Origin of the sequence: Pseudomonas sp. RG1, assembly GCF_025910115.1 — a bacterium.
GTDB classification, from domain to species: Bacteria; Pseudomonadota; Gammaproteobacteria; order Pseudomonadales; family Pseudomonadaceae; genus Aquipseudomonas; species Aquipseudomonas atacamensis.
This window is the reverse complement of sequence record NZ_JAPCIK010000041.1, coordinates 45,574-70,149: the sequence shown is the minus strand read 5'-3', so window position 1 is coordinate 70,149 and position 24,576 is coordinate 45,574. Positions and strand designations below refer to the sequence as shown.

Sequence of the window (24,576 nt, the reverse complement as noted above, 5' to 3'; positions counted from 1 at the left end):
ATCCCGAGTGTTGGACCTGATTCGTTTATCGGACAAGAGCGGCCAGCGGTCAACTGTCAGAAATTACAGGTGAGCGTAGATTGCGACGACCGGTTCAACGTCTGTATGGATAAAACGTCATCGCCACTATTCGTGGCCGTTACGGTCATTGCTGTCGACGCGGCTCTTGCGGACAATCAACGCCACGATTCCCGCTCATGGATTTGCCCGCATGTCGCAACCGATCTTTTTCGCCCACGCCAACGGCTTCCCTTCGGGGACCTATGGCAAGTTGTTCGCGGCGCTGGCGCCGGAGTATCGGGTCGTGCATCTGGAGCAGCACGCCCATGACCCGCGTTTTCCGGCGGACGACAACTGGTACAACCTGGTCGATGAACTGATCCATCACCTGGAGCAGCAGGAACAGCCGGTATGGGGCGTCGGCCACTCCTTTGGCGGTCTGCTGCACTTGCACGCGGCGTTGCGCTGTCCCGAGCTGTATCGCGGCGTGGTGATGCTCGACTCGCCGGTGCTGACCCGCACCGATCAGTGGGTGATTCGCGCGGCCAAGCGCTTTGGTTTCATCGACCGGCTGACCCCGGCCGGGCGCACCCTCGGACGCCGTGAAGAATTCGCCGATCTCGACAGTGCACGCAATTACTTTTCCGGCAAAACCCTGTTTCGCGGCTTCGATCCGGAATGCTTCGATGCCTACCTGCAACACGGTTTGCATCAGGTCGACGACAAGCTGCGTCTGCGTTTCGACCCGGCCACGGAAATCAGCATTTATCGCGGCGTGCCGCACACCAGTCCGGGGCGCACCCGCCAGTTGCAGGTGCCGCTGGCCATCGTGCGCGGGCACAAGAGCCGCGTGGTCATGCGCCATCACACACGTTTCGTCTCGCGCCTGCCCCAGGGCGAGGCGTTGAGCATGCCCGGCGGGCACATGTTCCCGCTGGAGCGCCCGCAAGATACGGCACGGCTGCTAAAGAGCCTGTTCATGCGCTGGGAACAGCGGCAGAACAAGGATTGCGCATGAGCGCGACCTGCGAAGAAGTGCGCCTGAACCTGCCGCACATCGAATTGGCCGCGCATATGTTCGGCCCCGAGGACGGCCTGCCGGTGATCGCGTTGCACGGCTGGCTCGACAACGCCAACAGCTTCGCCCGGCTGGCGCCGAAGCTCCACGGTTTGCGTATCGTCGCGCTGGACATGGCCGGCCACGGTCATTCCGCTCATCGACCAAGCGGCGCCGGTTATGCCCTGTGGGACTACGCCCATGATGTGCTGCAAGTCGCCGAGCAGCTGGGCTGGAAGCGTTTCGGCCTGCTCGGACATTCAATGGGCGCGATTGTCTCGATGGTGCTGGCCGGTTCGCTGCCTGAACGCATCAGCCATCTGGCGCTCATCGATGGCGTGATTCCTCCGACAGACAAAGGCGAAAACGCCGCCGAGCGCATGGGCATGGCCCTGCAGGCGCAACTTGATCTGCGCGAAAAGCGCAAACCGGTCTATACCACCCTCGAGCGTGCCATCGAGGCGCGGATGAAGGGCCTGGTGGCAGTCAGTCGCGAGGCCGCCGAACTGTTGGCCCAGCGCGGTTTGATGCCGGTCCCCGGCGGTTACACCTGGCGCACCGACAATCGCCTGACCCTGCCATCGCCGCTGCGCCTGACGGAAGAACAGGCAATGGCGTTTGCCTCGCGCGTCAGTTGCCCGGCGCATCTGGTAGTCGCGGCGGATGGCATGCTGGCCAGGCATCCTGAGTTGCTGCAGCGTCTACCCTTCAGTCACGAACAGTTGCCGGGCGGGCATCATCTGCACCTGAATGACGAGTCTGGCGCAGCTCTTGTAGCAGACTGTTTCAATCGCTTCTTCGCCATGCCTTGACTTGCTACCGGCAACTGCCGAGGCTGGGCGGGTTGAAACAGGAGACAAACTTGATGGATTTCTATACTGCTGCGACCCCGACCCGCCCAGCTATGACCGTCCGGTGAGCCTGACTATGCGGCCACTCAGTCTTTTCGCGCTGTGCTGCTTCAGCTCCTTGTCCTTCGCTGCCGATGTGCCGGGCAGCCAGGATCTGCAAATCGTGCCGCGTCTGGCCGACGCACAGATCGTCGACTATCGCCCGGCGGCCGAGCTGGAGCGCATCTACCCGCTGGGTTCGATCCGCAAGATCAGCGGCCAGTTGCGCTTCGACGGTCAGGTCACCGCCCGTGGCCAGACCACCTCGGTAACCTACGAGTTGCCGCCGGAACATTCCGCCACCGAAGCCTTCACCGCCGCCCGCGAAGCCCTGCAACAGCAGGACGCCGAATTGCTGTTCTGGTGCCAGGCCCGCGATTGCGGCGAAAGCAGCCTGTGGGCCAACGAGGTGTTCGGCAACGCCAAGCTGTATGGCTCTGACGAGCAACAGGCTTATCTGTTGCTCAGGCTGGCGGCGCCAAAGGACAACACGCTTGTGGCGCTCTACAGCATCACTCGCGGCAATCGCAAAGCCTATCTGCATGTCGAACAGTTCGAGGCGACTGCGCCGTTGGGCGAGTTGTTGCCGACCTCGGCGACCCTGCTGCGCCAGTTGAAAAGCACTGGTGAGCTGGATTTCCCGAAACTGGTCGAGGAGCCGGATGCCACCTGGTTGCGCCTGATTTCCCGTGGCCTGAATCTCGACACGACCTTGCGGGTCACGGTTTCCGGGCCCAAGGCCGAAGCCTGGCGGCAGGCGTTGATCACTCAGGGTGTGCGGGCGGCCCGGATGGAAACCGGCAATCTCGAAGGCTCTGGCCTGCGCATCGACCTGTTGCGATAAGCTGTGCCGGGCGAGCACGCACGCGGTGTTCGCCTACTCTTTCGCTGACTGACTTTGCCGGGACTTTCCATGCTCAATAACGATCGCCTGCTGGTGCAGATTCTGCTGCTGGTGTTATTCGGTGCCAGCCTGTGGGTGATGGCGCCGTTCTGGTCGGCGCTGTTCTGGGGCGCGGTGCTGGCGTTCGCCAGTTGGCCGCTGATGCGTTTGCTGACCCGTGCGCTCAATGGCCGCGAATCGCTGGCCGCGTTGATCCTGACACTGGGCTGGATGTTGCTGGTGGCGGCGCCGCTGGTGTGGCTGGGCTTCAATCTTGCCGATCATGTGCGCGATGCCACGGCATTGATCAAGGATGTGCAGGTCGACGGCTTGCCGGAAGCGCCCACCTGGCTTGGCAGCGTGCCTTTGGTTGGTGAGCGTCTGGTGGCAATGTGGGACAGCATCGATCAGCAGGGCGCGGCGTTGATGGTCTCGATCAAGCCATATCTGGGCCAGGTCGGTAACTGGCTGCTGGCGCGCAGTGCGCAGATCGGCGGCGGGATTCTCGAGCTGACGCTGAGCCTGGTGTTCGTGTTCTTTTTCTACCGTGACGGGCCACGACTGGCGGCGTTTGTGCACAGTCTGTTGCAGCGCTTGATTGGCGATCGTGCCGGTTATTACATCGAATTGGTGGCGGGCACGGTGCAGCGGGTGGTCAACGGTGTGATTGGTACGGCGGCGGCGCAGGCGGTGCTGGCGTTGATCGGCTTTTTCATTGCCGGGGTCCCTGGGGCGCTGGTGCTGGGGATCGTCACGTTTATGTTGAGTCTGATTCCGATGGGGCCACCGCTGGTGTGGGTGCCGGCCACGGCTTGGCTGGTGTGGAAGGGTGAGTACGGGATGGCGATCTTTCTCGGGATCTGGGGGACGTTCATCATCAGTGGCGTGGACAATGTGCTCAAGCCGTATCTGATCAGCCGTGGCGGTAATCTGCCGTTGGTGATTGTGTTGCTCGGGGTGTTTGGCGGGTTGATTGCGTTTGGGTTTATCGGGTTGTTTATTGGGCCTACTTTGTTGGCGGTGGCTTATAGTCTTTTGACGGATTGGAGTAAGAGTCAGGCTCGGGTCTAGGGGGGGCTTGGCGGCCTTTGGGCCGACCAGGCTCTTGGGGTTTTGGGTGAATATCCGTTTCTGCGGGTGTTGCTGATTACGGTTCCGCCCTTACGGCGGGTCACCTTTTTCAAACGCCAAAAAGGTAACCCAAAAGGCTTGCTCCTGCGTTCGGCCCTCGCAGGCTCGGGTTCCTTCGCTGCGGGATCGATCCGGGCGCAGCGGCTACGGTTTGCTTCGCTGCACCTCCTTCCGCTGTGTCTGGCTGCGCCAGACGGTCGCTGCGCTCCCACGCCCTGATCAATCCCTCCACTCAGCCTTCCGACGTCGCCGGTGGATCAAGATCAAAAGCACTCGAGCTTGCGCTCATTGTTGAGTGGGGCGGCTTCGCCGCGGGCAGCTGCGCTGCTTTGCTTTGGCTTTTGATTTTGTGGGAGCGAGCCTGCTCGCGAATGCGGCCTGGCAGCCAACCCATCTCTCTCTGAAACCACTCGATCCCTGTGGGAGCTGGCTTGCCAGCGATAGCGCCCCCACATCCAACCAATATCTGCCGAATACACTCAGTTTCATTGTGGGAGCGAGCTTGCTCGCGAAGGCGGCCTGGCAGCCAACCCATCTCTCTCTGAAACCACTCGATCCTTGTGGGAGCTGGCTTGCCAGCGATAGCGCCCTCACATCCAGCCAATATCTGCCGAATACACTCAGTTTCATTGTGGGAGCGAGCCTGGTCGCGAAGGCGGCCTGACAGCCGACCATATCTTTCTGAAACCACTCGATCCCTGTGGGAGCTGGCTTGCCAGCGATAGCGCCTCCACATCCAACCAATATCTACCGAATACACTCAGTTTCATTGTGGGAGCGAGCCTGCTCGCGAAGGCGGCCTGGCAGCCAACCCATCTCTCTCTGAAACCACTCGATCCCTGTGGGAGCTGGCTTGCCAGCGATAGCGTTCTCACTTCCAACCAATATCTACGGAATACACTGAGTTTCATTGTGGGAGCGAGCCTGCTCGCGAAGGCGGCCTGGCAGCCGACCCATCTCTCTCTGAAACCACTCGATCCCTGTGGGAGCTGGCTTGCCAGCGATAGCGCCCCCACATCCAACCAATATCTGCCGAATACACTCAGTTTCATTGTGGGAGCGAGCCTGCTCGCGAAGGCGGCCTGGCAGCCAACCCATCTCTCTCTGAAACCACTAGATCCCTGTGGGAGCTGGCTTGCCAGTGATAGCGCCTCCACATCCAACCAATATCTACCGAATACACTCAGTTTCATTGTGGGAGCGAGCCTGCTCGCGAAGAGGCCGATACATTCAACAGATGCATTGAATCATCAGACGCTTTCGCGAGCAGGCTCGCTCACACTTCAAGTCGGCTGAGCCTCAGCCCCGTGGCAACCGGACAACGGCGGTCAGCCCACCCCCCGGTGTTTCCTCCAGATTCAATTGCCCACCCAACCGCTGCGCGGCTTCGCGGGCGATGGTCATGCCCAGTCCTACGCCGCCGGAGTTGCGGTTACGCGAGCCTTCCAGTCGGTAGAACGGTTCAAACACGGCTTCACGCTGGTCCTCAGCAATCCCCGGCCCGTGATCAATTACCCGAATCAGCAGTTCTTCGCGCTGTTCCAGCAGTTCAATCCTTGCCTGTCCTGCGTAACGCAGGGCGTTGTCCAGCAGGTTGTTGATGCACGAGCGCAGTGCCATCGGTTGCACTGGCAAAGGCGCGCAGTGGCCGCTGACCTGTACATCGGCGCCCTGGTCCTGGGCGTTCTCGCACAGCGATTCGACCAGCGCCTGCACGTCCAGCAACTGCAAGGCTTCGCTGATGCGTTGTTCGTGCAGATAGGTGAGAGTGGCGTCGAGCATGCCGATCATGTCGTCCAGATCCTGGCGCATCTGGCTTTGCAGCTTGTCGTCGCTGATGTTTTCCAGACGCAGTTTCAGCCGTGACAGTGGCGTGCGCAGGTCGTGGGAGACGGCGCCGAGCATGCGTGCGCGTTGCTGGACCTGTTCGCGGATGCGCCGTTGCATGAGGTTGAAGGTGTGGGCCGCTTGCCGGGCTTCGCGCGGGCCGGATTCGTCGAGGGGGTCGCTGTCGAGGTCTTCGCTCAGGCGCTCGGCGGCGTCGCTCAGGCGCTGGATCGGCCGGCTGAGCAGCTTGGCGCCGTACCATGCGGCAATCATCAGAGTGATGAACTGAAAGGTCAGCGGTACCACCGGGCCACCGAACCAGGGGCGTGTTTGCCTCGGTGGGTAAGCGGCGTTGTGCAGCGGCGGTTGGCCGTCGATGTTCGTTGAGAACTCTGGCGGTGGTGGGGGCGGAGGAGGGCCGTAGAGCCTGAACCAGGCGAAGGCCAGCAGGTGCGCCAGGACAATCGCCACGAACAGCACCCCGAACAGGCGACCGAACAGGGTATCCAAGCGCGCCTTCATCAGCCGATGTCCCGCGCGTCGAACAGGTAACCCTCGCCGCGCACGGTCTTGATCAACTGCGGGGCTTTCGGGTCGTCACCGAGTTTTTGCCGCAGGCGCGAGACCAGCAGGTCGATGCTGCGGTCGAAGGCTTCGATCGAGCGACCGCGAGCGGCGTCGAGCAGTTGTTCGCGGCTGAGCACGCGGCGCGGGCGTTCGATGAAGACCCAGAGCAGGCGGAATTCGGCGTTGGACAACGGCACTACCAGGCCATTGTCGGCGACCACTTGGCGCAGGACGCTGTTGAGGCGCCAGTTGTCGAAGCGAATGTTGGCGCGCTGGTCAGTGCGGTCGTCGCGCACGCGGCGCAGGATGGTCTGGATGCGGGCGACCAGTTCGCGTGGTTCGAACGGCTTGGCCATGTAATCGTCGGCGCCCAGTTCCAGGCCGATGATGCGGTCGGTGGGTTCGCAGCGGGCGGTGAGCATCAGGATCGGGATGTGCGATTCGGCGCGCAGCCAGCGGCACAGCGACAGACCGTCTTCGCCGGGTAGCATCAGGTCGAGGACGATGACGTCGAAATGTTCGCCCTGCAGCGCCTGGCGCATCGCCGCGCCGTCGGTGACGCCGCTGGCGTGAATGTTGAAACGGGCGAGGTAATCGATCATCAGCTCGCGGATCGGCACGTCATCGTCGACGATCAGCGCGCGGATGCTCCAGCGCTTGTCGTCTCTGCTTTCATCCGTCACGGTTGTCTGGGTGTTGTGCATGGGGCTGTTCACTGCCAGTGGTGGTTTCAGCATAGGCGTCCGGCCGAGAGGCGGGAAGTACTGTAGTAAGGACGTGTTGCGCCGGGCGAGGCTAACCCGGGTGGGTGTTGCCGGCGTGTCGGCTGTGTATCGAAGTCGACACAATAGCCGTGCGGGCTAAGCTGATAACCGCCAGCGCGACGATTTACCGATCATCGGGTGCCGCGCTGCCGCCGGTTCCGCTACAATGCGCGCCGTTTTCGACCAGCCTGAGAGCCCATCCATGTCCGCCTGCCAGACTCCTATCATCGTCGCCCTGGATTTCCCCACCCGTGACGCCGCACTGAAGCTGGCCGACCAGTTGGACCCGAAATTGTGCCGGGTCAAAGTGGGCAAGGAACTGTTCACCAGTTGCGCGGCGGAAATCGTCGGCACCCTGCGTGACAAGGGTTTTGAAGTGTTTCTGGACCTGAAATTCCACGATATCCCCAACACCACCGCGATGGCCGTGAAAGCCGCTGCCGAGATGGGCGTGTGGATGGTCAATGTGCACTGCTCCGGTGGCCTGCGCATGATGGCCGCCTGCCGCGAAGAGCTGGACAAGCGCAGTGGTCCGCAACCGTTGTTGATTGGTGTGACCGTGCTGACCAGCATGGAGCGCGAGGATCTGGCCGGTATCGGTCTGGATATCGAGCCGCAGGAACAAGTGCTGCGTCTGGCGGCGCTGGCGGAGAAGGCCGGGATGGACGGTCTGGTCTGTTCGGCGCTGGAAGCGTCGGCGCTGAAAACCGCGCACCCGTCGCTGCAACTGGTGACCCCGGGGATTCGCCCGGCAGGCAGCGCGCAAGACGATCAACGGCGCATTCTGACCCCGCGTCAGGCACTGGATGCCGGTTCCGATTATCTGGTGATCGGCCGTCCGATCAGCCAGGCGCCGAACCCGGCCCAGGCGTTGGCCGCAGTCGTAGCCGAAATTGCCTAAAGCTTATTGAAGATCCAACTGTGGGAGCGAGCCTGCTCGCGAAGAGGGAGTGTCAGTCGGCATCATTACCGACTGATCCTCCGCTTTCGCGAGCAGGCTCGCTCCCGCATTGGTTTCTGAGTGGTTTTAGACTTTCAACACCAACTTGCCAAAGTTCTCGCCGTTGAACAGTTTCATCAGCGTCTCCGGGAACGTCTCCAGCCCTTCAACCACATCTTCCTTGCTCTTGAGCTGCCCGTTGGCCATCCAGCCGGCCATCTCCTGGGCGGCGCTGGCGAACTGCGCGGCGTAGTCCATCACCACAAAACCTTCCATGCGCGCGCGATTGACCAGCAGTGACAGGTAATTGGCCGGGCCTTTGACCGCTTCTTTATTGTTGTACTGGCTGATCGCGCCGCAGATCACCACGCGCGCCTTCATGTTCAAACGGCTCAGCACCGCGTCGAGAATGTCGCCACCGACGTTATCGAAGTACACGTCCACGCCTTTCGGACATTCGCGCTTCAGTCCAGCCACGACATCTTCGGCCTTGTAATCGATGGCGCCGTCAAAGCCCAGTTCGTCGATGAGGAATTTGCACTTGTCGGCCCCGCCGGCGATGCCGACGACGCGGCAGCCTTTGATTTTGGCGATCTGCCCGGCCACGCTGCCCACCGCACCGGCCGCGCCGGACAGCACCACGGTGTCACCGGCTTTCGGTGCGCCGACGTCGAGCAGGGCGAAGTAGGCGGTCATGCCGGTCATGCCCAGTGCAGATAGATAGCGTGGCAATGGCGCGAGTTTTGGGTCGACCTTGTAGAAACCGCGCGGCTCGCCGAGGAAATAATCCTGCACACCGAGGGCGCCATTGACGTAATCGCCGACGGCGAAGCCAGGATTGTTCGAGGCGATGACTTTTCCCACGCCCAGTGCGCGCATCACCTCACCGAGACCGACCGGCGGGATGTAGGACTTGCCTTCGTTCATCCAGCCGCGCATGGCCGGGTCGAGGGACAAGTATTCGTTTTTCACCAGAATCTGTCCCGCCTGTGGCTCGCCGACCGGTACTTCCTGATAAGTGAAAGTCTCGCGGGTCGCGGCGCCCACCGGGCGTTTGGCGAGCAGGAACTGGCGATTGGTCTGGTTGGTCATGACAGGCACTCGAATGGAATGAAGCCTTGTTGATAGCTCTTCAACGGCGATGTCGCAAGGTTGGCTGATACGGCGAATGCGAGTCGATCCAGTGCAGTGATGGTTACAGGGCGGGTTTCATCACTGCGGCGCATGCGCCGGTAAACAGCGATTGCATAGTGCTGACGTGCTTTCGCTGCCCTTGGCTATGCTGCGACGCAACATCTCCCAGTTTTTTGCATTCGAGGACATCTCCATGAGCATGACGTTTTCCGGTCAGGTGGTTGTAATCACGGGAGCCGCCTACGGCATCGGTCGCGCGACAGCCCTGGCGTTTGCCGCCGAAGGCCTGAAAGTGGTGGTGGCTGACCTCGACGCGGCTGGAGGCGAAGGCACGGTGGCGCTGATTCGTACCGCCGGTGGCGAAGCGTCCTTCGTGCGCTGCGACGTGACGGTGGAAAGCGATGTAAAAAATCTGATGGATGAGGTGATCAATACCTACGGTCGTCTCGACTATGCCTTCAACAACGCCGGGATCGAAATCGAGAAGGGCAAACTGGCCGACGGTACGCTGGACGAGTTCGACGCAATCATGGGCGTCAACGTCAAAGGCGTCTGGCTGTGCATGAAGTATCAGTTGCCGTTGCTGTTGGCGCAGGGCGGTGGCGCGATCGTCAACACGGCGTCGGTAGCCGGGCTGGGCGCAGCGCCGAAAATGAGCATCTACGCGGCATCGAAACATGCGGTGATCGGCCTGACCAAGTCGGCGGCGATCGAATACGCGAAGAAGAAAATCCGCGTCAACGCAGTGTGCCCGGCGGTAATCGACACAGACATGTTCCGCCGTGCCTACGAAGCCGACCCGAAGAAGGGCGAATTCGCCAACGCCATGCACCCGGTCGGGCGCATTGGCAAGGTCGAGGAAATCGCCAGCGCGGTGCTGTATCTGTGCAGCGATGGCGCAGCGTTCACCACTGGGCATTCGCTGGCAGTGGATGGCGGCGTGACAGCGTTCTGAAAGTTGCCGTAATACAAAGAATCCGCCTGCGTGCGGGTTTTTTGTACCTCGCGGTTGGTCCCTGTGAATACCGTTAAACAATGTGTATCAAACCGTTAGAACTGCCGCATTTGGCGGCGTTGTCGCACAGCCTCGGCGGCGCGGCTGTGATTTACTGCTGCCAGCAAAACTGACAGGAGTTTGCGAGCTCATGGAACTGAGAATTGACCGACAGGCAATGGTGCCGGTCGTGCAGCAGATCGTCGACGGAATGACTGACTGGATTGTGCAAAGCGGCATCCCGCCTGCCACCCGGTTGCCCTCCGTACGGCAAATCGCCCGGGGTAATCTGCTCAGCCAGTCGTGTGTCGTCGAAGCCTGCGAGCGCCTGGTTTCGCAAGGTGTGTTGACTGCGCGTCAGGGCGCGGGATTCATCGTCGCGGCCTCGCCGCCGTTGCGCGAAACGGACTCGGAACTGGCAGTGTTCGAGGGCCGCCATGCGTGGTGCGATGAGGTGAGCGCTTCGACGGGCCGCTTGATCTTGGGGCAAGGAGGCTTGCCGCCGAGCTGGCGTGAGCCCGACGACCTCAGCTATGCGCTGCGCGAGGTGGCGCGCACCGACATGGCCAGCCTGTTCAACTACAGCTCGCCGCTGGGCCTGCCAGCGTTGCGCGAGCAAATTGCCAAGCGTCTCAAACTGCTGAACATCGACGCTTGCAATACCCGGCTGATGAGCACCAGCGGTGCCAGTCATGCGCTCGATCTGATCGTGCGCACCCTGTTCAAGGCCGGCGACTGCGTGGTGGTGGAAACGCCTGGTTATGCACCGTTGTTTGACCTGCTGCGCCTGCACGGCGTACAGATGCTCGAAGTGCGTCGGACACCGAGCGGGCCGGACATCGACATGCTTGAGTCAGTGCTGCGTCAGTTTCGTCCCGCTGCCTTGTTCATCGGCAGCCATCACCACAATCCCACTGGCAGTTGCCTGACGCCTGCCGTCGCCCAGCGCATCGTGCAATTGAGCAAGACCTACGACCTGCGCGTGATCGAAGATGACGTCTACGCTGATCTGCACACCGGCAGCGGTACGCGGTTGGCGGCGCTGGACCATGGCGGCCGGGTCATTTATGTCGGCAGCTTCTCCAAGACCCTGAGCAGTTCGTTGCGGATCGGCTTTGTCCTGGCGGACAGCGAGCTGCTGAAGCGCCTGGCCGAGGTCAAGATGATCAGCGGGCTCGGCTGTTCGAGGCTGGCCGAGGCGGTGCTGGCCAGGCTGATGGCGACCGGCGCTTATCGCAAACTGGTGCAGCGCCAGCGCCAGCGCTTGAATGCCGATCGCGCGGCGGCCTTGCAGGCTCTGGAAGATGCCGAGTGGGAAGTGTTCGGCAAGCCGGTTGGCGGGTTGTTTATCTGGGCGCGGGCGCGCTTGCGCGACCAGACGTCGGTGCGCAGGCAGGCCCAGCGTTGCGGGCTGGAGTTATCAGCAGCGGACGCCTTCAGTCCCAGCGGTGAGTGCGGTGACTGGCAGCGCATCAATGTGGCCTGTGCCTGCGACCCTCGGGCGCGGCAGTTTTTTCGCAATACTTGCGCGGATCGACCTCCAGCATTCTGAAAACGACGCGGGCGTAGCTTTTTGCCATTATTCCGACGCCATAGTCTTGTGCTGGTTCGAGCCCGTTGCGAATCTTCGGCAACAGACTTTGGCAGGGGACTACGCGCAATGATTTCGGCCGTGCAAGGACGTTTTGCCAACCTCGGTATGGCGAAAAAACTGGGTATCGGATTTGTGCTGGTCTTGCTGCTGACTGCATTGGTCGCGGCGATCGGCGTCTGGTCTCTGCAAACCATCAGCCTGCGTTTCGACGGCTTGAAGCAGATGTCCGCGCTCAACAGCGGCCTGCTCAAGGTGCGCCTGCTCGAGCAGGAGTACGCCCTGCGCGGCAACCCGAAGACCGCCGATGCCTTGCGCGAAGGCGTCGATGGGCTGATCGTCCTTGCCGGTGAGCTCAAGGCGCATTCCCCGGCCAACGTCCCGGTGATGAGCGATGTCGAGCAAGCGCTGGGCGCTTATCGCAAGGCCTTCGATGAATTCGTCTCGCTGAGCCAGGCCAAGGACCTTGCGCTGGAGATGGCCAGTTGGTCGGTGTCGAGCGTGGCCAATAACCTCGATGTGTTGCAGAGCGGGCTGGCCGATGATGGTGCCTACACCTTGAAAGACACCGAGGGCAAGGACGGCGCGCAGTTCATCGAACAGGCGAATCAGGTCAGTCAGGTCTCGCGACTGATGCTGCAAGCGATGAACGAAGCGCGGGTGCGTCTGGATCAGAGCCGCAAGGGCGATACCGACAATGCCGGTCAAGGCAATATCGAACAGGCCGCGCAAGCGCAGGAGCAGGCCGAGGCGCTGAAAACCACGGTCAAGGACGAGGGCTATCTGACGGTGCTCAACGAAGTGTCGGGGCATATCGCCGGATTCAACGAGAAACTGGCTGAATACACCGGTTTGCTGGCGCAAGAAAAGACGGTTTATGACCAACTGCATCAGCGTGCTGCGCAGGTGGTGGACCGGGTCAATCAGGCCTACGTCGCCGAAGACGCTTCGATGCAGGCGGAGCTGAAAAAGAACACGGTGTTGATCATTGGCTCTTCGGCGCTGGCCTTGTTGGTCGGATTACTCGCCGCGTGGGTGATCACGCGCCTGATCGTTGCGCCGCTGCGCAGTGTGATTCGTGTGGCGCAGCAGATTGCTGCGGGTGATCTGACGGCGATGGTCGAGGTGACGCGCCGCGATGAAATGGGGCAGCTGATGTTGGCGATGCACCAGATGGCTGCCGGCCTCGGCACGATTGTCAGTGGCTTGCAGGCCGGTATCGAGCGCTTGGCCGGTTCCGCGCAATCGCTGTCGGCGGTGACCGAGCAGACCAATCTGGAGGTCAACAGCCAGAAGGAGGAAACCGAGCAGGTCGCCACGGCCATGAACCAGATGACCGCCACCGTGCATGACGTCGCGCGCAATGCCGAAGAAGCGGCGCTGGCGGCGCAGACGGCGGATGACAAGGTCGAGAGCGGCCAGCAGGTGGTGCGCCAAAGCATGGCGCGGATCGAGCAGTTGGCGGATTCGGCGACCTCGGCCAGTTCCAGCATCGAGAGCCTCAGCGCCGAGATTCAGAATATCGGCACGGTGCTGGAGGTGATCAAGAGCGTGGCCGAGCAGACCAATCTGTTGGCGCTGAACGCGGCGATCGAAGCGGCGCGGGCCGGCGAGCAGGGCAGGGGATTCGCGGTGGTGGCCGATGAAGTGCGTGCACTGGCGCGGCGCACGCAGCAATCGACCGAGGAGATCGAGCGCCTGGTCAGTGCTCTGCGCGCGGCGGCGCAGTCGTCGGTGCAGCAGATTCGCAGCAGTGGCGAGTTGGTCAAACTGGCGGTCAGTGATGCGTTGCAGACCGAAAGTGCGCTGGGGAGTATTGCCGCGGCGGTGTCGTTGATTCAGCAGATGAATCAGCAGATCGCGGCGGCGGCGGAGGAGCAGAGTTCGGTGGCGGAGGAGATCAACCGCAGTGTTACGCAGATTCGTGCGAGTGCGGATCACTCTTCCGTAGCGATGCGCGGGAATGCGGCTTCGAGTGTTGAGCTGGCGCAGTTGGGTGGGGAGTTGCGCTCGATGGTTGGGCATTTTCGGCTTTGAGTCTTGGCGGCCTTTGGGCCGGCCAGGCTCTCGGCTTCGCCGCGTGGTGATGGCCCGGGTTTGCTTTTGCTGTTCTGTGGGAGCTGGCTTGCCAGCGAAGGCGGCCTGACACCCGGCCGATTTTTACCTGAGAACACTGCTTCCCAATGTGGGAGCGAGCCTGCTCGCGAAAGCGATCTTCAATTCACACCCTTTTTCAATTCGCCCACAAAAAAGCCACCAATAACGGTGGCTTCTCTCCCCAGCATTCGCGCCTCAGTCGTAAATCACTTTCTTCTTCCAGTCCGCATCGGCTTCGACATCCTTCAAGCCGGCGGTCAGTTGGTTTTCTTCACCTTCCACCGGGGCGATCTTGTCCATGACTTGGGCGTTGGCTCGGGCGAGGAGTTTTTCCAGGTATTGCAGTTGCTCGGCATACATCTGCGGGTCCTGCTGTTTGCGCAGGTATTGCACGCCGCGTTCGAAGGCGAGGCGGGCCTGGCCGGGTTGGTTTTGTTGCAGGGACTGTTGGCCGAGGTTGTTGAAGAATTCGATGTGCAGCAGCACGAGGATGTGGCGCACTTCGCGAATCCATTGTTTGGCTTCGTTCGGTGGCAGGAAACCGTCGTGGGCGGCGCGGGTGATCTGGCCGTGCAGGGCTTCGAGGAGGAAACGCACGTCTTTGGCTTTGGCCTCGGTCAGGATCGGCGCGGGCGGGTTGTTCACCGGGATCGATTCGCCCTGGGCAACGAGGGCGCTGAGTTCGGTGATGCGGGCCTTGGTCGTCGCGCTGGTTTTTTCCAGATTGAGCAGGCGCTGGCAGACGTTGAGTTCCAGGCGGGTCAGCAGCAGCTTGAGCGCCGGGGTCATGAACTGGCCGGGGAAGGTTTCGGTCAGTTCGCCGCAGCGGCGCAGGCGGTCGTTGAGTTCGACTTTGGTGCGGGCCTTCTCCAGTTTGTTGTTTTCCACCACATGGTTCATGTAGCCAATGGCGATCAGAATTGCGATCCCGGCTACGACTAGCAGGGTGATCATGAGTGGTGTCACCGGTAAGACCTCTTTATAGGGTTCGCATGCGAGTGTAGTGGCTGGGCATTTAGGCGCCTAGCGCCGCTCGACGGGTTTGATCGGCTGCTGCAATCTGTATCGGCCGCCAGCTGTATAGATGAATGCTGGCGCTTGATGTGCAGATTGCCATCACTGTGCGGTGACTATAACGTCTTGGCGAGTGGCGGAATATAGGCGTCAGGTTTCGGACGACGGAAAAGCCCTACGCGGCCCGTAATCCAGGTCGAAGTCATTGATTTAAATAAATTTATATCAGGGGGTTGACGACCCCTCAATCCATCCATAGAATGCGCGCCACTTGCAGCGTAAAGCACACAGCGAAACGCAGCAGGGAGTGAATGTTGTAGTGTGTCCCCTTCGTCTAGTGGCCTAGGACACCGCCCTTTCACGGCGGTAACAGGGGTTCGAGTCCCCTAGGGGACGCCAATGCGGGAATAGCTCAGTTGGTAGAGCACGACCTTGCCAAGGTCGGGGTCGCGAGTTCGAGTCTCGTTTCCCGCTCCAATTTTAAACAGCAGTGCTTTCGGGCGGTGCTGAGTGAAACCAGAACCAAGTCTTCGGATGCGGATCTGGACACCGAAACACACACCATGTGTTCCGGGTAGCGTGTCCCCTTCGTCTAGTGGCCTAGGACACCGCCCTTTCACGGCGGTAACAGGGGTTCGAGTCCCCTAGGGGACGCCATTTGCGGGAATAGCTCAGTTGGTAGAGCACGACCTTGCCAAGGTCGGGGTCGCGAGTTCGAGTCTCGTTTCCCGCTCCAATTTCACAAAAACGCCGATCAGTGATGATCGGCGTTTTTGTTTGTGCGCGTTTAGTGGCGGCAATAAAAAGGACCTTTTCACAGGTCCTTTTTTATTTTGCGCCCGGTCATCAATGATCGGGCCCAGGCAGAGCTTTACAGCTTCGGCAACTGCCCGACACGCCCCATCATTTCCGTGACGATCTGCAGATCCAGCAGGAACTGGTCGACGGTCTTGAACTCGCCATCGGTGTGGCCGGTGTATTTGGCTTCGGGTCGCGCCAGGCCAAATTGCACGCCGTTGGGCAACTCGTGAACCGACGTCGCGCCAGCGGAAGTACCGAATTCCGATTTCATGCCGAGGTTTTCGCTGGCTACGGCAAGCAGCGCCTTGACCCATTCACCTTCGGGGTTGCGATACATCGGCTCGGCCACGGAATAGTCGAACGCTACAGCGACATGAGTCTTCTTGCTCCAGGCATCCAGTTTCTCAGCGATCTCAGCCTTGAGCTTTTCCGGAGACTTGCCCTTCGGTACGCGCAGATTCACCGCCAGTTTGAAGGTTTTGTCATCCTCACCGACGTAGGTCAGCGAGGTGGTCAGTGGCCCCATGAACGAGTCGGAGAAACCGACGCCAAGTTTTTTGCCCAGATAATCCAGGCCCCAGTTGTCATCGGCATAACGTGCGGCGTCGGTGAACTGGTTGTGCTTGAGCGCGACTTTGCCGTCCAGGCTGTTGATGAAGCTCAGCATCCGCGCGACCGGGTTGACGCCGGACTCTGGTTCGGAGGAGTGCGCAGAAACTCCCGTCACGGTCAGTTTGACGTCTTTGCCATCAACCTTTGCCGCGACTTCGAAATCGCCGCCGTTGGCCTTGGCATAAGCGTCGCCGGCTTTTTGCAGACTGGCGGCAAGCTCGGCTGGCTTGTCGGTTACCAGTGTGACCACCGAAGCGGACGGAATCTGGTTGGTCGCTTTGCCGCCAGTCATCGAAATGATTTCCGCGCCGTTGCCTTCACCTTTGCGTTTGGCAAAGTTGGCCATGACAGTGCCGTAACCTTTTTCGGCGATCACTACCGGATAACCGCCGTCCAGCGCCATGTTGTAGTTCGGCGTCGGGTTGCGTTCGAAGTAATAAGGAATTGCATCGCCGCTGGTTTCTTCAGTGGTGTCGACCAGCAACTTGAAGTTACGCGCCAGTGGCAGTTTCTCGTCCTTGATCACTTTCATGGCGTACAGCGCGACGACGATAGCGTTCTTGTCATCCTCGGTGCCGCGACCGTACATGCGATCGCCAATCAGCGTGACTTTGAACGGGTCGAGTTTGGTGCCGTCCTTCAGCACCCAGTTTTCCGGCGTCACCGGCACCACATCGGCGTGGGCATGAATGCCAACGACTTCGTCGCCTTTGCCGTCCAGAGAAATTTCGTAGATACGGTTATCGATATTGCGGAATTTCAGACCGAAAGATTCGGCGAGTTTCTGGATCTCGCCGGCAATCTTGATGAATTCCGGGTTGTCGTGTTGCTCCACGCCGTCCTTGCGGAAGGTCGGGATCTCGACGAGTTGGCGCAGGGTTTCCAGCGCGGCCTTGCCATATTTCACGCGGGTATAAATGCCCAGCAGACGGTGAATTTCATTCTGCTGTTCGGCGTTCAGGGTCTTGTTGTCGAGGAAGGCGCTGATGGACGGGTTGAGCTTATCCGTCTTGGCCAGGTCGCTTTTCGCCAGGCTGCCAAGAAAGCTACGGAAGTCCGTCAGATTCTTGCCGTCGAAGGATTTCAGAATCGCTGCACTTTGCTCGGCAGTGATGTTGGCTTGTGCGGCACTGGTGAACGCTGTGAGGCTGGCCATGACGAGCGTGGCAGCGGCCAGTTTTTTCAGGGAAAAGACCATGTAACAGGCATTCCTTTGCTAGAGATTGGAAAAATATGTCTGACGCTTGCGGCAGAAACATTTTGCAACCTACCACCATGAGCAGGTGAAGAGGGAGTCACAAACTTGATCTGTCGCACAGAAATGCAAAAGAGGCGCACAAATGAAAAAGTCCCGGCAACTGATGCCGGGACTTTTTTTGTGCGAGTTACATCGACAGCATCAGGCGTCCGGCAAATAGAATGAGGATGACGCCCATGCTGCGCTCGAACCAGTGTCCAAGGCGCATGAACAGCAGGCGCACTTTGTTGCTGGAGAAAAACAGCGCGACGATCACGAACCACAGCGCGTTGACGAAGCACATCCACAAGCCATAGAACGCCTGGATCTGCAGCGGTGTGCTGGCGCTGATGATCGTGGTGAAGATGGCCAGGAAAAACAGCGTGGCCTTGGGGTTGGTCGCGTTGGTCAGAAAACCGGTGCTGAATGCCTTGAACAGTGACTGTTCAACCAGCGGCTCATCGGCGGTTTTTTCGCCTTCGACGCTGCTCTTCGGTTTGCTGCGGATCAGGCTGACGCCTAGATAAAGGATATAAGCCCCACCGACCACTTTGGCCACAGTCAGCAGCCACGGCGTGGTGTGCATCAGGGCGCCGACGCCGAGCAGGGTATACAGCACGTGCACGGAGATTCCCGCGCCGATGCCCAGCGCAGTGCAGATGCCGACGAGCCGGCCGAAGCGCACGCTCTGGCGGATGGTCACGGCGAAGTCCGGACCGGGCGCCACCACGGCGAGAAAGTGGATGGTGGCCAATGCGAGAAACTCGCCCAGGTAATTGGAAAGCATGTCAGCTCCAGAAAGTCAGAGGGGAGGCATTGCCGCGATAGCCGACAAAGAACGACAGGCTCAAACGCGGATCGGCCACGCCCGGAGTCACCGAGTGCATGCGCCGCGAATTGAACATGATGAAATCGCCGGGCTGCGGTCGTACTTCGAGGGCGGGCGGCCCCAGCAGCGACGGCTCGATGCCATAACTGTCGCCGCGCATTTCGTCGAATTGATCCGGGGTGATGTGGTCGTTCCACATCTGCAAGGCGCCACCCTCGGTGGGCATGTTCAGGTAGACGTTGCAGGCGAATTGCGCCTCGAGGCTGCGCGCCTGAAAACTGTCCGGGGCGTCCTTGGCGAAGATGTCGTGATGAGCAAGAAAGCACACGCCGGGTTTGACCACGCGCGACAAGCCGACATACATCTTGCGCCCGTAGAGATTTTCCAGATGCGCACCAGCGGGCCAGGATTCGTCGAGCATGCAGCGTAACGTGTCGATCGGCGAGGAGTAGGGTGCGCAGCGCTGGCGCAATTCGTCGATGTTGCGGGTGGCGCGTTCGAAGTAATCCTCGATCAGCAGCGGCTGGTTTTCCGCCTCGTAAAAGGCCATGCCGATGCGGCCGATGCTCGGTGCGTTGATGTAGCCTTCAAAGCCCGGGGCGAGGATCTTGTCGCCGATCTCGATCGCCAGCGGCTCGGGCAGAAAGCGTTTGACGCGGATGGCGAGGACTTCTTCGTTGGCCAGTTTTTTTATGCACATCTCATCGAGACGCTCGACGTCTAGCATCATTTGTTTTAGGTCCATCTATCGATAGTCAACGGAACCGGCGAGTGCGGTTCCCCGGCGTCGGACGCTGCGCGACGGCAACGTCCGAAATGCTCAATCCACGCTGTAGTGGACGGACAGCGTGCCTTTCTTCTGTGAAAGGGACGCGATCGTGACTGTGCCCAGATCCTTCAGGCTGCGTACGTGGGTGCCACCGCAGCCATAGGCTGGCAGCTCACCGAAACTGATTTCCCGCGCGCCCTCGCGCAGTGAAGTCAGACGCGGCAGATCGTGTTCGATCCACTGCTCGATACCGGTTTGCACGGTTGGCGCATCGACTTCTTCCGCGCCATCGCCCGGTTTGAATTGCACCCGGCCTTCGTCCGGCCAGTGGTGCGCCTTAATCGGCATCCAGCCCATGGTCTGAATGAAATGACCGATCAGGTGCCCGGCCGTGTGCATGCGCGTGTTAAAGCGGCGGCGTTCTTCATCGATGCGGATGACGGTCATGCCCAGCGGCAGCGGGCGGTCGACGAAATGCACAATGCACTCCGCTTCCTGCACCACGCGCGACACCCGGCTTTCACCGATCCAGCCGGTGTCGCAAGGCTGACCGCCGCCCTGGGGGTGAAACAGAGTAGCGCGCAGCACTACGGCGAATTCGTTCTCGTGGGGTGTGCAGTCGAGGACTTCGACATTCGCCTTGAGGTCGTCACTGTGAAAAAACAGGCGAAGCGTCATATTCCATGCCCTGATCGAAGTTCTGTTTTTATTATATGAATCGTGCAATAACGTGATAATCCGTTCGAACATCAAAGGACTTGTGCGTCGTGAGCATCAATCTTCCGCTCCCGCTGTTGGGTGAAATGGCGATTTTCGTCAAGGTTGTCGAGACCGGCAGCTTCTCTGAAGCGGCGCGGCAGATGGGTTCCTCACCCTCGGCGGTCAGTCGCAGTATTTCCCGCTTGGAGAAGGCGTTGGCCACGCGCCTGCTGCAACGCACCACGCGCAAACTGCGCTTGAGCGATGGCGGCGAAGAGGTGTTCAAGCGTTGCCAGGAAATGGTCAGCGCGGCCAGATCGGTGATGGAAATCAGCGGCCAGTTCACCCACGAAGCCGAAGGTCTGGTGCGGGTCAGCGTGCCGAAAGCGGTGGGGCGCTTTGTGATTCATCCGCACATGCCGGAGTTTCTGCGCCGCTATCCCAAGGTCGACGTCGAGTTGTTGCTGGAAGATCGTCAGGTCGATCTGATCGATGATCATGTCGATCTGGCGATTCGCATCACTGATCGTCCGCCGGCGGGTCTGGTCGGGCGGCAGTTGCTGACCATCGATCATTTGCTTTGCGCCACGCCGCAATACCTGGCCGAACACGGCACGCCGACGCATCCTCACGATTTGCTCAACCACAGTTGTATTTATCTGGGCGAAACGCCGAGCGATGCGCGCTGGAAGTTCAAGAAGGGCAGTAAAGCTGTCACGGTCGGGGTGCGTGGGCGTTATGCCGCCAATCACACGGGTGTGCGCTTGGGGGCGGTGTTGCAGCACATCGGGATTGGCAGTCTGCCGTATTTCACGGCGCGTTATGCGCTGGAACAGAAGTTGATTGTGCAGGTGTTGCCGGACTGGACGTTTCTTGCTTCCTATCATGGCGGGTTGTGGTTGCTGCATTCGCCGACGCGTTATCTGCCGCCGAAGTTGCGGGTGTTTATTGATTATCTGGTGGAGTGTTTGCAGAAGGAGCCGACGTTGGGTAGGCCCGGGAAATCTGCCGGTGGGAGCAATGCGGCTGTGGCGTATGAGCTGCCGGAGAGTGAGGGGTTGCTTTGAGGTTTTTTTGGTGGGACTTGGCGGCCTTGGGGCCGACCAGGTTCTTGGGGTTTTGGGTGTATATCCGTTGCTTAGGTTGTCGCTTCTGGCGGTTTCGCCCTTACGGCGAGTCACCTTTTCCAAACGCCGGAGTGCCGGCCCAGCAAAAAGGTAACCGAAAAGGCTTGCTCCTGCGTTCGGCCCTCGCAGGCTCGGGTTCCTTCGCTGCGGGATCGATCCGGGCGCAGCGGCTAAGGTTTGCTTCGCTGCACCTCCTTTCGCTGTGTACGACTGCGTCGTACGGTCGCTGCGCTCCCACGCCCGGATCAATCCCTACGCTCAGCCTTCCGACGTCGCTTATGGATCAAGATCAAGAGCGGTACTCGAGCTTGCGCTCATTGTTTTGAGTGGTGAAAAGCGTGTGGTCTGCTTTGGATCTTTGTTGGATTCGCCTCTCACCCCAGCCCTCTCCCCGGGGAGAGGTAGCTGATTTGTGTGCTTTTCAAATCCCGAGTTCAACTCGGACTTTCACATCGACGTAACTCGCCCAAACACCTCGGTCAGTCCCCTCTCCCTCCGGGAGAGGGCTATGGTGAGGGGCTTTTGATCTTGAAAAAAAGGCCCGCATGGAATCACCAGTGCGGGCCTTTCGATTACCTGTCGATATCAGTGCTTGCTGTCCTGCGCAGACATGGCCAGCAGTTGTTTTTCCTGGTTCCAGTCGAACGGTTCGTCGTTCTGTTCGGCTTCGTAGCGGCGTTCTTCGAGGGCCTGGTAGAGGTCGATTTCTTCGTCGGAGAGGTAGTGCAGGCAGTCGCCGGCGAAGAACCACAGCAGATCGCGCGGGATCAGGTGGGCGATTTGCGGGTAGCGGCTGATGACTTGGGTGAGGATGTCCTGGCCCAGATATTGGCTTTCGATAGGGTCGATCGGCAGGGAGGCCAGCAGTTCGTCGAAGCGCTCGAGGAACAGGGCATGGCTTTCTTCGGGCACTTGTTCGGCCTCACCTACGGCGACCAGGATAATGCGCAGGTGGTCGAGCAACACGAGATGATCGGCAACGACGTTGGACACGAGATAAGTCCTCAAGAGCAAAACGGGCGCGGGAGTATAAAGCCCTCGCGCCGTTTTTTCACATAAACCGGGATCAGCGGACTTTGCCCTCTGCCTGGGTCAGTTCTTCTTTGGCGAAATCATCGACGTCGATCACCTTGCGGCGGGCCGCTTCGGCGTCGCGCAGGCTTTGCGCTTCGACGGCTTGCAGTACGCCGGCTTCCAGTGCGGCATCGATGGCGTGTTCGCCGGCTGCCGGTTTGACCTGGCCGCTCTTCAGTGCGGTGTGCAGTTTCTTGTGCAGCGGTTGCGCGGCGTTAAGCAGGTCACTGGCGTGTTGCAGGGCGCCCACCGCATCGTCCGCCGATTGCGGGCGGTAGCAGCCGGCGAGCAGTTCTTCCAGCGCCGGATCGCCTTTGGCGCGACCGATGACCGCAGCGACTTCGGCGCCGAGTTTGTCCGATGGGCCTTTGTGACGGCGACCGAACGGGAAGACGATGACCCGCAGCAGGCAGCCGAAGACTTTGTTCGGGAAGTTGCTCAGCAGTTCATCCAGCGCACGCTCCGACTGGCCGAGGCTTTCTTCCATGGCCCAGCGGAACAGCGGTTCCATGTACGCCGGCGAATCCAGGTCGTGATAACGCTTGAGCGCGGCGGAGGCCAGATACAGGTTGCTCAGTACATCGCCAAGGCGAGCCGACAGACGTTCGCGGCGTTTCAGTTCGCCGCCCAGGAGCATCATGCTGAAGTCGGCGAGCATGGCAAATGCGGCGGCCTGACGGTTCAGCGCGCGGAAGTAGCCCTGACTGATCCTGTCGCCCGGCGCATGTTCGAAATGACCGAGCCCGAGGTTCAGCACCAGTGTGCTGGCGGCATTGCTGACGGCAAAACCGATGTGCTTGAGCAACAGGCCGTCGAATTCCTTGAGTGCCTGATCCTTGTCCTCGCGACCGGCCAGGGCCATTTCCTTGAGCACAAATGGATGGCAGCGGATCGCGCCCTGACCGAAGATCATCAGGTTGCGCGACAGGATGTTCGCGCCTTCGACGGTGATGAAGATCGGCGCGCCGTTCCAGCTGCGGCCCAAGTAGTTGTTCGGCCCCATGATGATCGCTTTACCACCATGCACATCCATGGCGTGGCTGATGCATTCGCGGCCGCGTTCGGTGAGGTGATATTTGAGGATCGCCGACAGCACCGATGGTTTTTCACCCAGGTCCACCGCGTTGGCGGTGAGCATGCGGGCGGCGTCCATCATCCACGCGTTGCCGCCGATGCGCGCCATGGCTTCCTGAATGCCTTCGAACGCGGACAGCGGTACATTGAATTGCTCGCGAATCTGCGCGTACTGGCCGGTGACCAGACTGGTGAACTTGGCCGCACCGGTACCGACGGCTGGCAGCGAGATCGAACGCCCGACTGACAGGCAGTTCATCAGCATCATCCAGCCCTTGCCGAGCATTTCCTGACCACCGATGAGGTAGTCAAGCGGAATGAACACGTCCTTGCCGGAGTTCGGGCCGTTCATGAACGCGGCGCCCAGCGGCAGGTGTCGACGACCGATTTCCACTCCTGCGGTATCGGTCGGGATCAGCGCCAGACTGATGCCGAGGTCCTCTTCCTCACCGAGCAGGTGATCCGGGTCATAAGCCTTGAATGCCAGGCCAAGCAGGGTAGCGACCGGGCCGAGGGTGATGTAGCGCTTTTCCCAGTTCAGGCGCAGGCCGATGACTTCCTGTCCTTCCCACTGGCCTTTGCAGATGATCCCGGTGTCGGGCATCGCGCCGGCGTCGGAACCCGCCAGCGGGCCGGTGAGGGCGAAGCACGGGATATCGTCGCCACGCGCCAGGCGCGGCAGGTAGTGATTACGTTGTTCATCGGTGCCGTAATGCAGCAGCAATTCGGCCGGGCCGAGGGAGTTCGGGACCATCACGGTTGAGGCGAGGTCACCGCTGCGCGTCGCCAGTTTCATTGCCACTTGGGAGTGAGCGTAAGCGGAGAAGCCTTTGCCGCCGTATTCCTTGGGAATGATCAGGGCGAAAAAGCCATGTTCCTTGATGTGCGTCCAGGCCTCGGGCGGCAGGTCCATGGACTGGCCGATCTGCCAGTCGCTGACCATCGCGCAGAGTTCTTCGGTCGGGCCATCGATGAAAGCCTGTTCTTCTTCAGTCAGTTGCACCTTGGGATAGGACAGCAGTTTGTCCCAGTCCGGACGGCCGCTGAACAGCTCGCCGTCCCACCACACGGTGCCGGCATCAATCGCGTCGCGTTCGGTCTGCGACATCGGCGGCAGGGTTTTCTGGAACCAGTTGAACAGCGGCGCGGTGAAGTGTTTACGGCGCAGGTCGGGCAGCAACAACGGCGCTGCGACCACCGCCAACAGGACCCAGAAGACAAACAGCAGCCAGCCCGGCGCGTGACTGAAAATCCCCATGGCGACCAGATAGGCCGCAACGATGCCCAACGCGGGCAGCGGGGCGATGCGTCGATGGGCGAGATACGCCACGCCGACGATCAAAACCAGTATCCACAACAACAGCATATTCAGTCCTCCGTGAACCAAGGCAAATCGACCCTCCAGAGCTTAGACGGCATCTGCAAATAAGGGTGGTCAGAGCATGGTGATTGAAATCGTGGGAAA

At 60.4% G+C, this 24,576-nt stretch carries 19 protein-coding genes, 4 tRNA genes and 1 pseudogene; 14 read left to right on the top strand and 10 right to left on the bottom strand.

The window, feature by feature from the left end:
• The first annotated feature begins 211 nt into the window (after window positions 1–211).
• The 4 genes from OK411_RS20870 (at window position 212) to OK411_RS20855 (ending at window position 3,901) form a co-directional block, all read left to right on the top strand.
• Window positions 212–1,018, top strand: coding sequence for an alpha/beta fold hydrolase (locus tag OK411_RS20870; protein WP_122691444.1), 807 nt, complete (start codon window positions 212–214; stop codon window positions 1,016–1,018).
• Window positions 1,015–1,869 carry an alpha/beta hydrolase gene (locus OK411_RS20865; RefSeq protein ID WP_264365624.1) on the top strand — a complete coding sequence of 285 codons (855 nt, stop codon included), beginning with the start codon at window positions 1,015–1,017 and terminating at the stop codon, window positions 1,867–1,869. The genes OK411_RS20870 and OK411_RS20865 overlap by 4 nt, the downstream gene beginning before the upstream one ends.
• 115 nt (window positions 1,870–1,984) lie before the next feature.
• Window positions 1,985–2,791 (top strand): DUF4892 domain-containing protein, encoded by an 807-nt coding sequence (locus OK411_RS20860; RefSeq protein ID WP_258606546.1) that lies wholly within the window; start codon window positions 1,985–1,987, stop codon window positions 2,789–2,791.
• Window positions 2,792–2,860: 69 nt separating this feature from the next.
• Window positions 2,861–3,901, top strand: a complete 1,041-nt coding sequence (locus OK411_RS20855; RefSeq protein ID WP_024013952.1) for an AI-2E family transporter — start codon at window positions 2,861–2,863, stop codon at window positions 3,899–3,901.
• A gap of 1,359 nt (window positions 3,902–5,260) precedes the next feature.
• Here OK411_RS20855 and OK411_RS20850 read toward each other — a convergent pair.
• Together OK411_RS20850 and OK411_RS20845 are read right to left on the bottom strand one after the other, a co-directional pair.
• Complete coding sequence (locus tag OK411_RS20850) at window positions 5,261–6,310, bottom strand: ATP-binding protein (RefSeq protein ID WP_264365623.1); 1,050 nt, start codon at window positions 6,308–6,310, stop codon at window positions 5,261–5,263.
• Window positions 6,310–7,059, bottom strand: coding sequence for a response regulator (locus tag OK411_RS20845; protein WP_217878677.1), 750 nt, complete (start codon window positions 7,057–7,059; stop codon window positions 6,310–6,312). The genes OK411_RS20850 and OK411_RS20845 overlap by 1 nt, the downstream gene beginning before the upstream one ends.
• 262 nt (window positions 7,060–7,321) lie before the next feature.
• On the opposite strand from OK411_RS20845, the gene pyrF reads away from it, so the two are divergent.
• Window positions 7,322–8,020: an orotidine-5'-phosphate decarboxylase gene (gene pyrF, locus OK411_RS20840; RefSeq protein WP_123443619.1), complete on the top strand. Its 699-nt coding sequence runs from the start codon at window positions 7,322–7,324 to the stop codon at window positions 8,018–8,020.
• A 126-nt stretch (window positions 8,021–8,146) separates the two neighbouring features.
• Here the strand turns inward: pyrF and OK411_RS20835 are convergent, their stop codons facing one another.
• Window positions 8,147–9,151 carry an NADP-dependent oxidoreductase gene (locus OK411_RS20835; RefSeq protein WP_016773662.1) on the bottom strand — a complete coding sequence of 335 codons (1,005 nt, stop codon included), beginning with the start codon at window positions 9,149–9,151 and terminating at the stop codon, window positions 8,147–8,149.
• A 235-nt stretch (window positions 9,152–9,386) separates the two neighbouring features.
• Between OK411_RS20835 and OK411_RS20830 the strand changes: the two genes are divergently transcribed.
• From OK411_RS20830 to OK411_RS27210, 4 genes and pseudogenes are all read left to right on the top strand, one after another.
• Window positions 9,387–10,148: an SDR family oxidoreductase gene (locus tag OK411_RS20830; RefSeq protein ID WP_016773663.1), complete on the top strand. Its 762-nt coding sequence runs from the start codon at window positions 9,387–9,389 to the stop codon at window positions 10,146–10,148.
• Between the two features lie 190 nt (window positions 10,149–10,338).
• Window positions 10,339–11,739 carry a PLP-dependent aminotransferase family protein gene (locus tag OK411_RS20825; RefSeq protein WP_136492917.1) on the top strand — a complete coding sequence of 467 codons (1,401 nt, stop codon included), beginning with the start codon at window positions 10,339–10,341 and terminating at the stop codon, window positions 11,737–11,739.
• Between the two features lie 108 nt (window positions 11,740–11,847).
• Window positions 11,848–12,954: pseudogene (locus OK411_RS27215) on the top strand (HAMP domain-containing protein); the annotation flags it as partial.
• The gene (locus tag OK411_RS27210; RefSeq protein WP_413694519.1) at window positions 12,934–13,815 is read left to right on the top strand and encodes a methyl-accepting chemotaxis protein; all 882 of its coding nucleotides are present in this window, start codon (window positions 12,934–12,936) and stop codon (window positions 13,813–13,815) included. The pseudogene OK411_RS27215 and the gene OK411_RS27210, both read left to right, overlap by 21 nt.
• Before the next feature lie 255 nt (window positions 13,816–14,070).
• On the opposite strand, the gene OK411_RS20815 is transcribed toward OK411_RS27210, so the two are convergent.
• Window positions 14,071–14,829 carry a hypothetical protein gene (locus OK411_RS20815; protein ID WP_039764159.1) on the bottom strand — a complete coding sequence of 253 codons (759 nt, stop codon included), beginning with the start codon at window positions 14,827–14,829 and terminating at the stop codon, window positions 14,071–14,073.
• A 383-nt stretch (window positions 14,830–15,212) separates the two neighbouring features.
• On the opposite strand from OK411_RS20815, the gene OK411_RS20810 reads away from it, so the two are divergent.
• From OK411_RS20810 to OK411_RS20795, 4 genes are all read left to right on the top strand, one after another.
• Window positions 15,213–15,288: transfer RNA gene (locus tag OK411_RS20810), tRNA-Glu, on the top strand.
• Between the two features lie 2 nt (window positions 15,289–15,290).
• Window positions 15,291–15,366, top strand: a tRNA-Gly gene (locus tag OK411_RS20805).
• A 104-nt stretch (window positions 15,367–15,470) separates the two neighbouring features.
• A tRNA-Glu gene (locus OK411_RS20800) sits at window positions 15,471–15,546 on the top strand.
• A 3-nt stretch (window positions 15,547–15,549) separates the two neighbouring features.
• Window positions 15,550–15,625 (top strand) — tRNA-Gly (locus tag OK411_RS20795).
• Between the two features lie 135 nt (window positions 15,626–15,760).
• Here the strand turns inward: OK411_RS20795 and OK411_RS20790 are convergent.
• The 4 genes from OK411_RS20790 to OK411_RS20775 form a co-directional block, all read right to left on the bottom strand.
• Window positions 15,761–17,500 carry a dipeptidase gene (locus tag OK411_RS20790; RefSeq protein ID WP_264365621.1) on the bottom strand — a complete coding sequence of 580 codons (1,740 nt, stop codon included), beginning with the start codon at window positions 17,498–17,500 and terminating at the stop codon, window positions 15,761–15,763.
• A 187-nt stretch (window positions 17,501–17,687) separates the two neighbouring features.
• A complete protein-coding gene (locus tag OK411_RS20785) occupies window positions 17,688–18,326 on the bottom strand; it encodes a LysE family translocator (RefSeq protein WP_016773667.1) in 639 nt (212 codons plus the stop codon).
• Window position 18,327: 1 nt separating this feature from the next.
• Window positions 18,328–19,098, bottom strand: coding sequence for a 2OG-Fe(II) oxygenase (locus OK411_RS20780; protein ID WP_264365620.1), 771 nt, complete (start codon window positions 19,096–19,098; stop codon window positions 18,328–18,330).
• Between the two features lie 90 nt (window positions 19,099–19,188).
• A complete protein-coding gene (locus tag OK411_RS20775) occupies window positions 19,189–19,815 on the bottom strand; it encodes an alanyl-tRNA editing protein (RefSeq protein WP_217878670.1) in 627 nt (208 codons plus the stop codon).
• Between the two features lie 89 nt (window positions 19,816–19,904).
• On the opposite strand from OK411_RS20775, the gene OK411_RS20770 reads away from it, so the two are divergent.
• Window positions 19,905–20,903, top strand: coding sequence for a LysR family transcriptional regulator (locus OK411_RS20770; protein WP_024013940.1), 999 nt, complete (start codon window positions 19,905–19,907; stop codon window positions 20,901–20,903).
• A 645-nt stretch (window positions 20,904–21,548) separates the two neighbouring features.
• On the opposite strand, the gene OK411_RS20765 is transcribed toward OK411_RS20770, so the two are convergent.
• Window positions 21,549–21,956 (bottom strand): PA2817 family protein, encoded by a 408-nt coding sequence (locus OK411_RS20765; protein ID WP_016771014.1) that lies wholly within the window; start codon window positions 21,954–21,956, stop codon window positions 21,549–21,551.
• Between the two features lie 73 nt (window positions 21,957–22,029).
• A complete protein-coding gene (locus OK411_RS20760; RefSeq protein WP_110601722.1) occupies window positions 22,030–24,477 on the bottom strand; it encodes an acyl-CoA dehydrogenase in 2,448 nt (815 codons plus the stop codon).
• Window positions 24,478–24,576 lie beyond the last annotated feature (99 nt).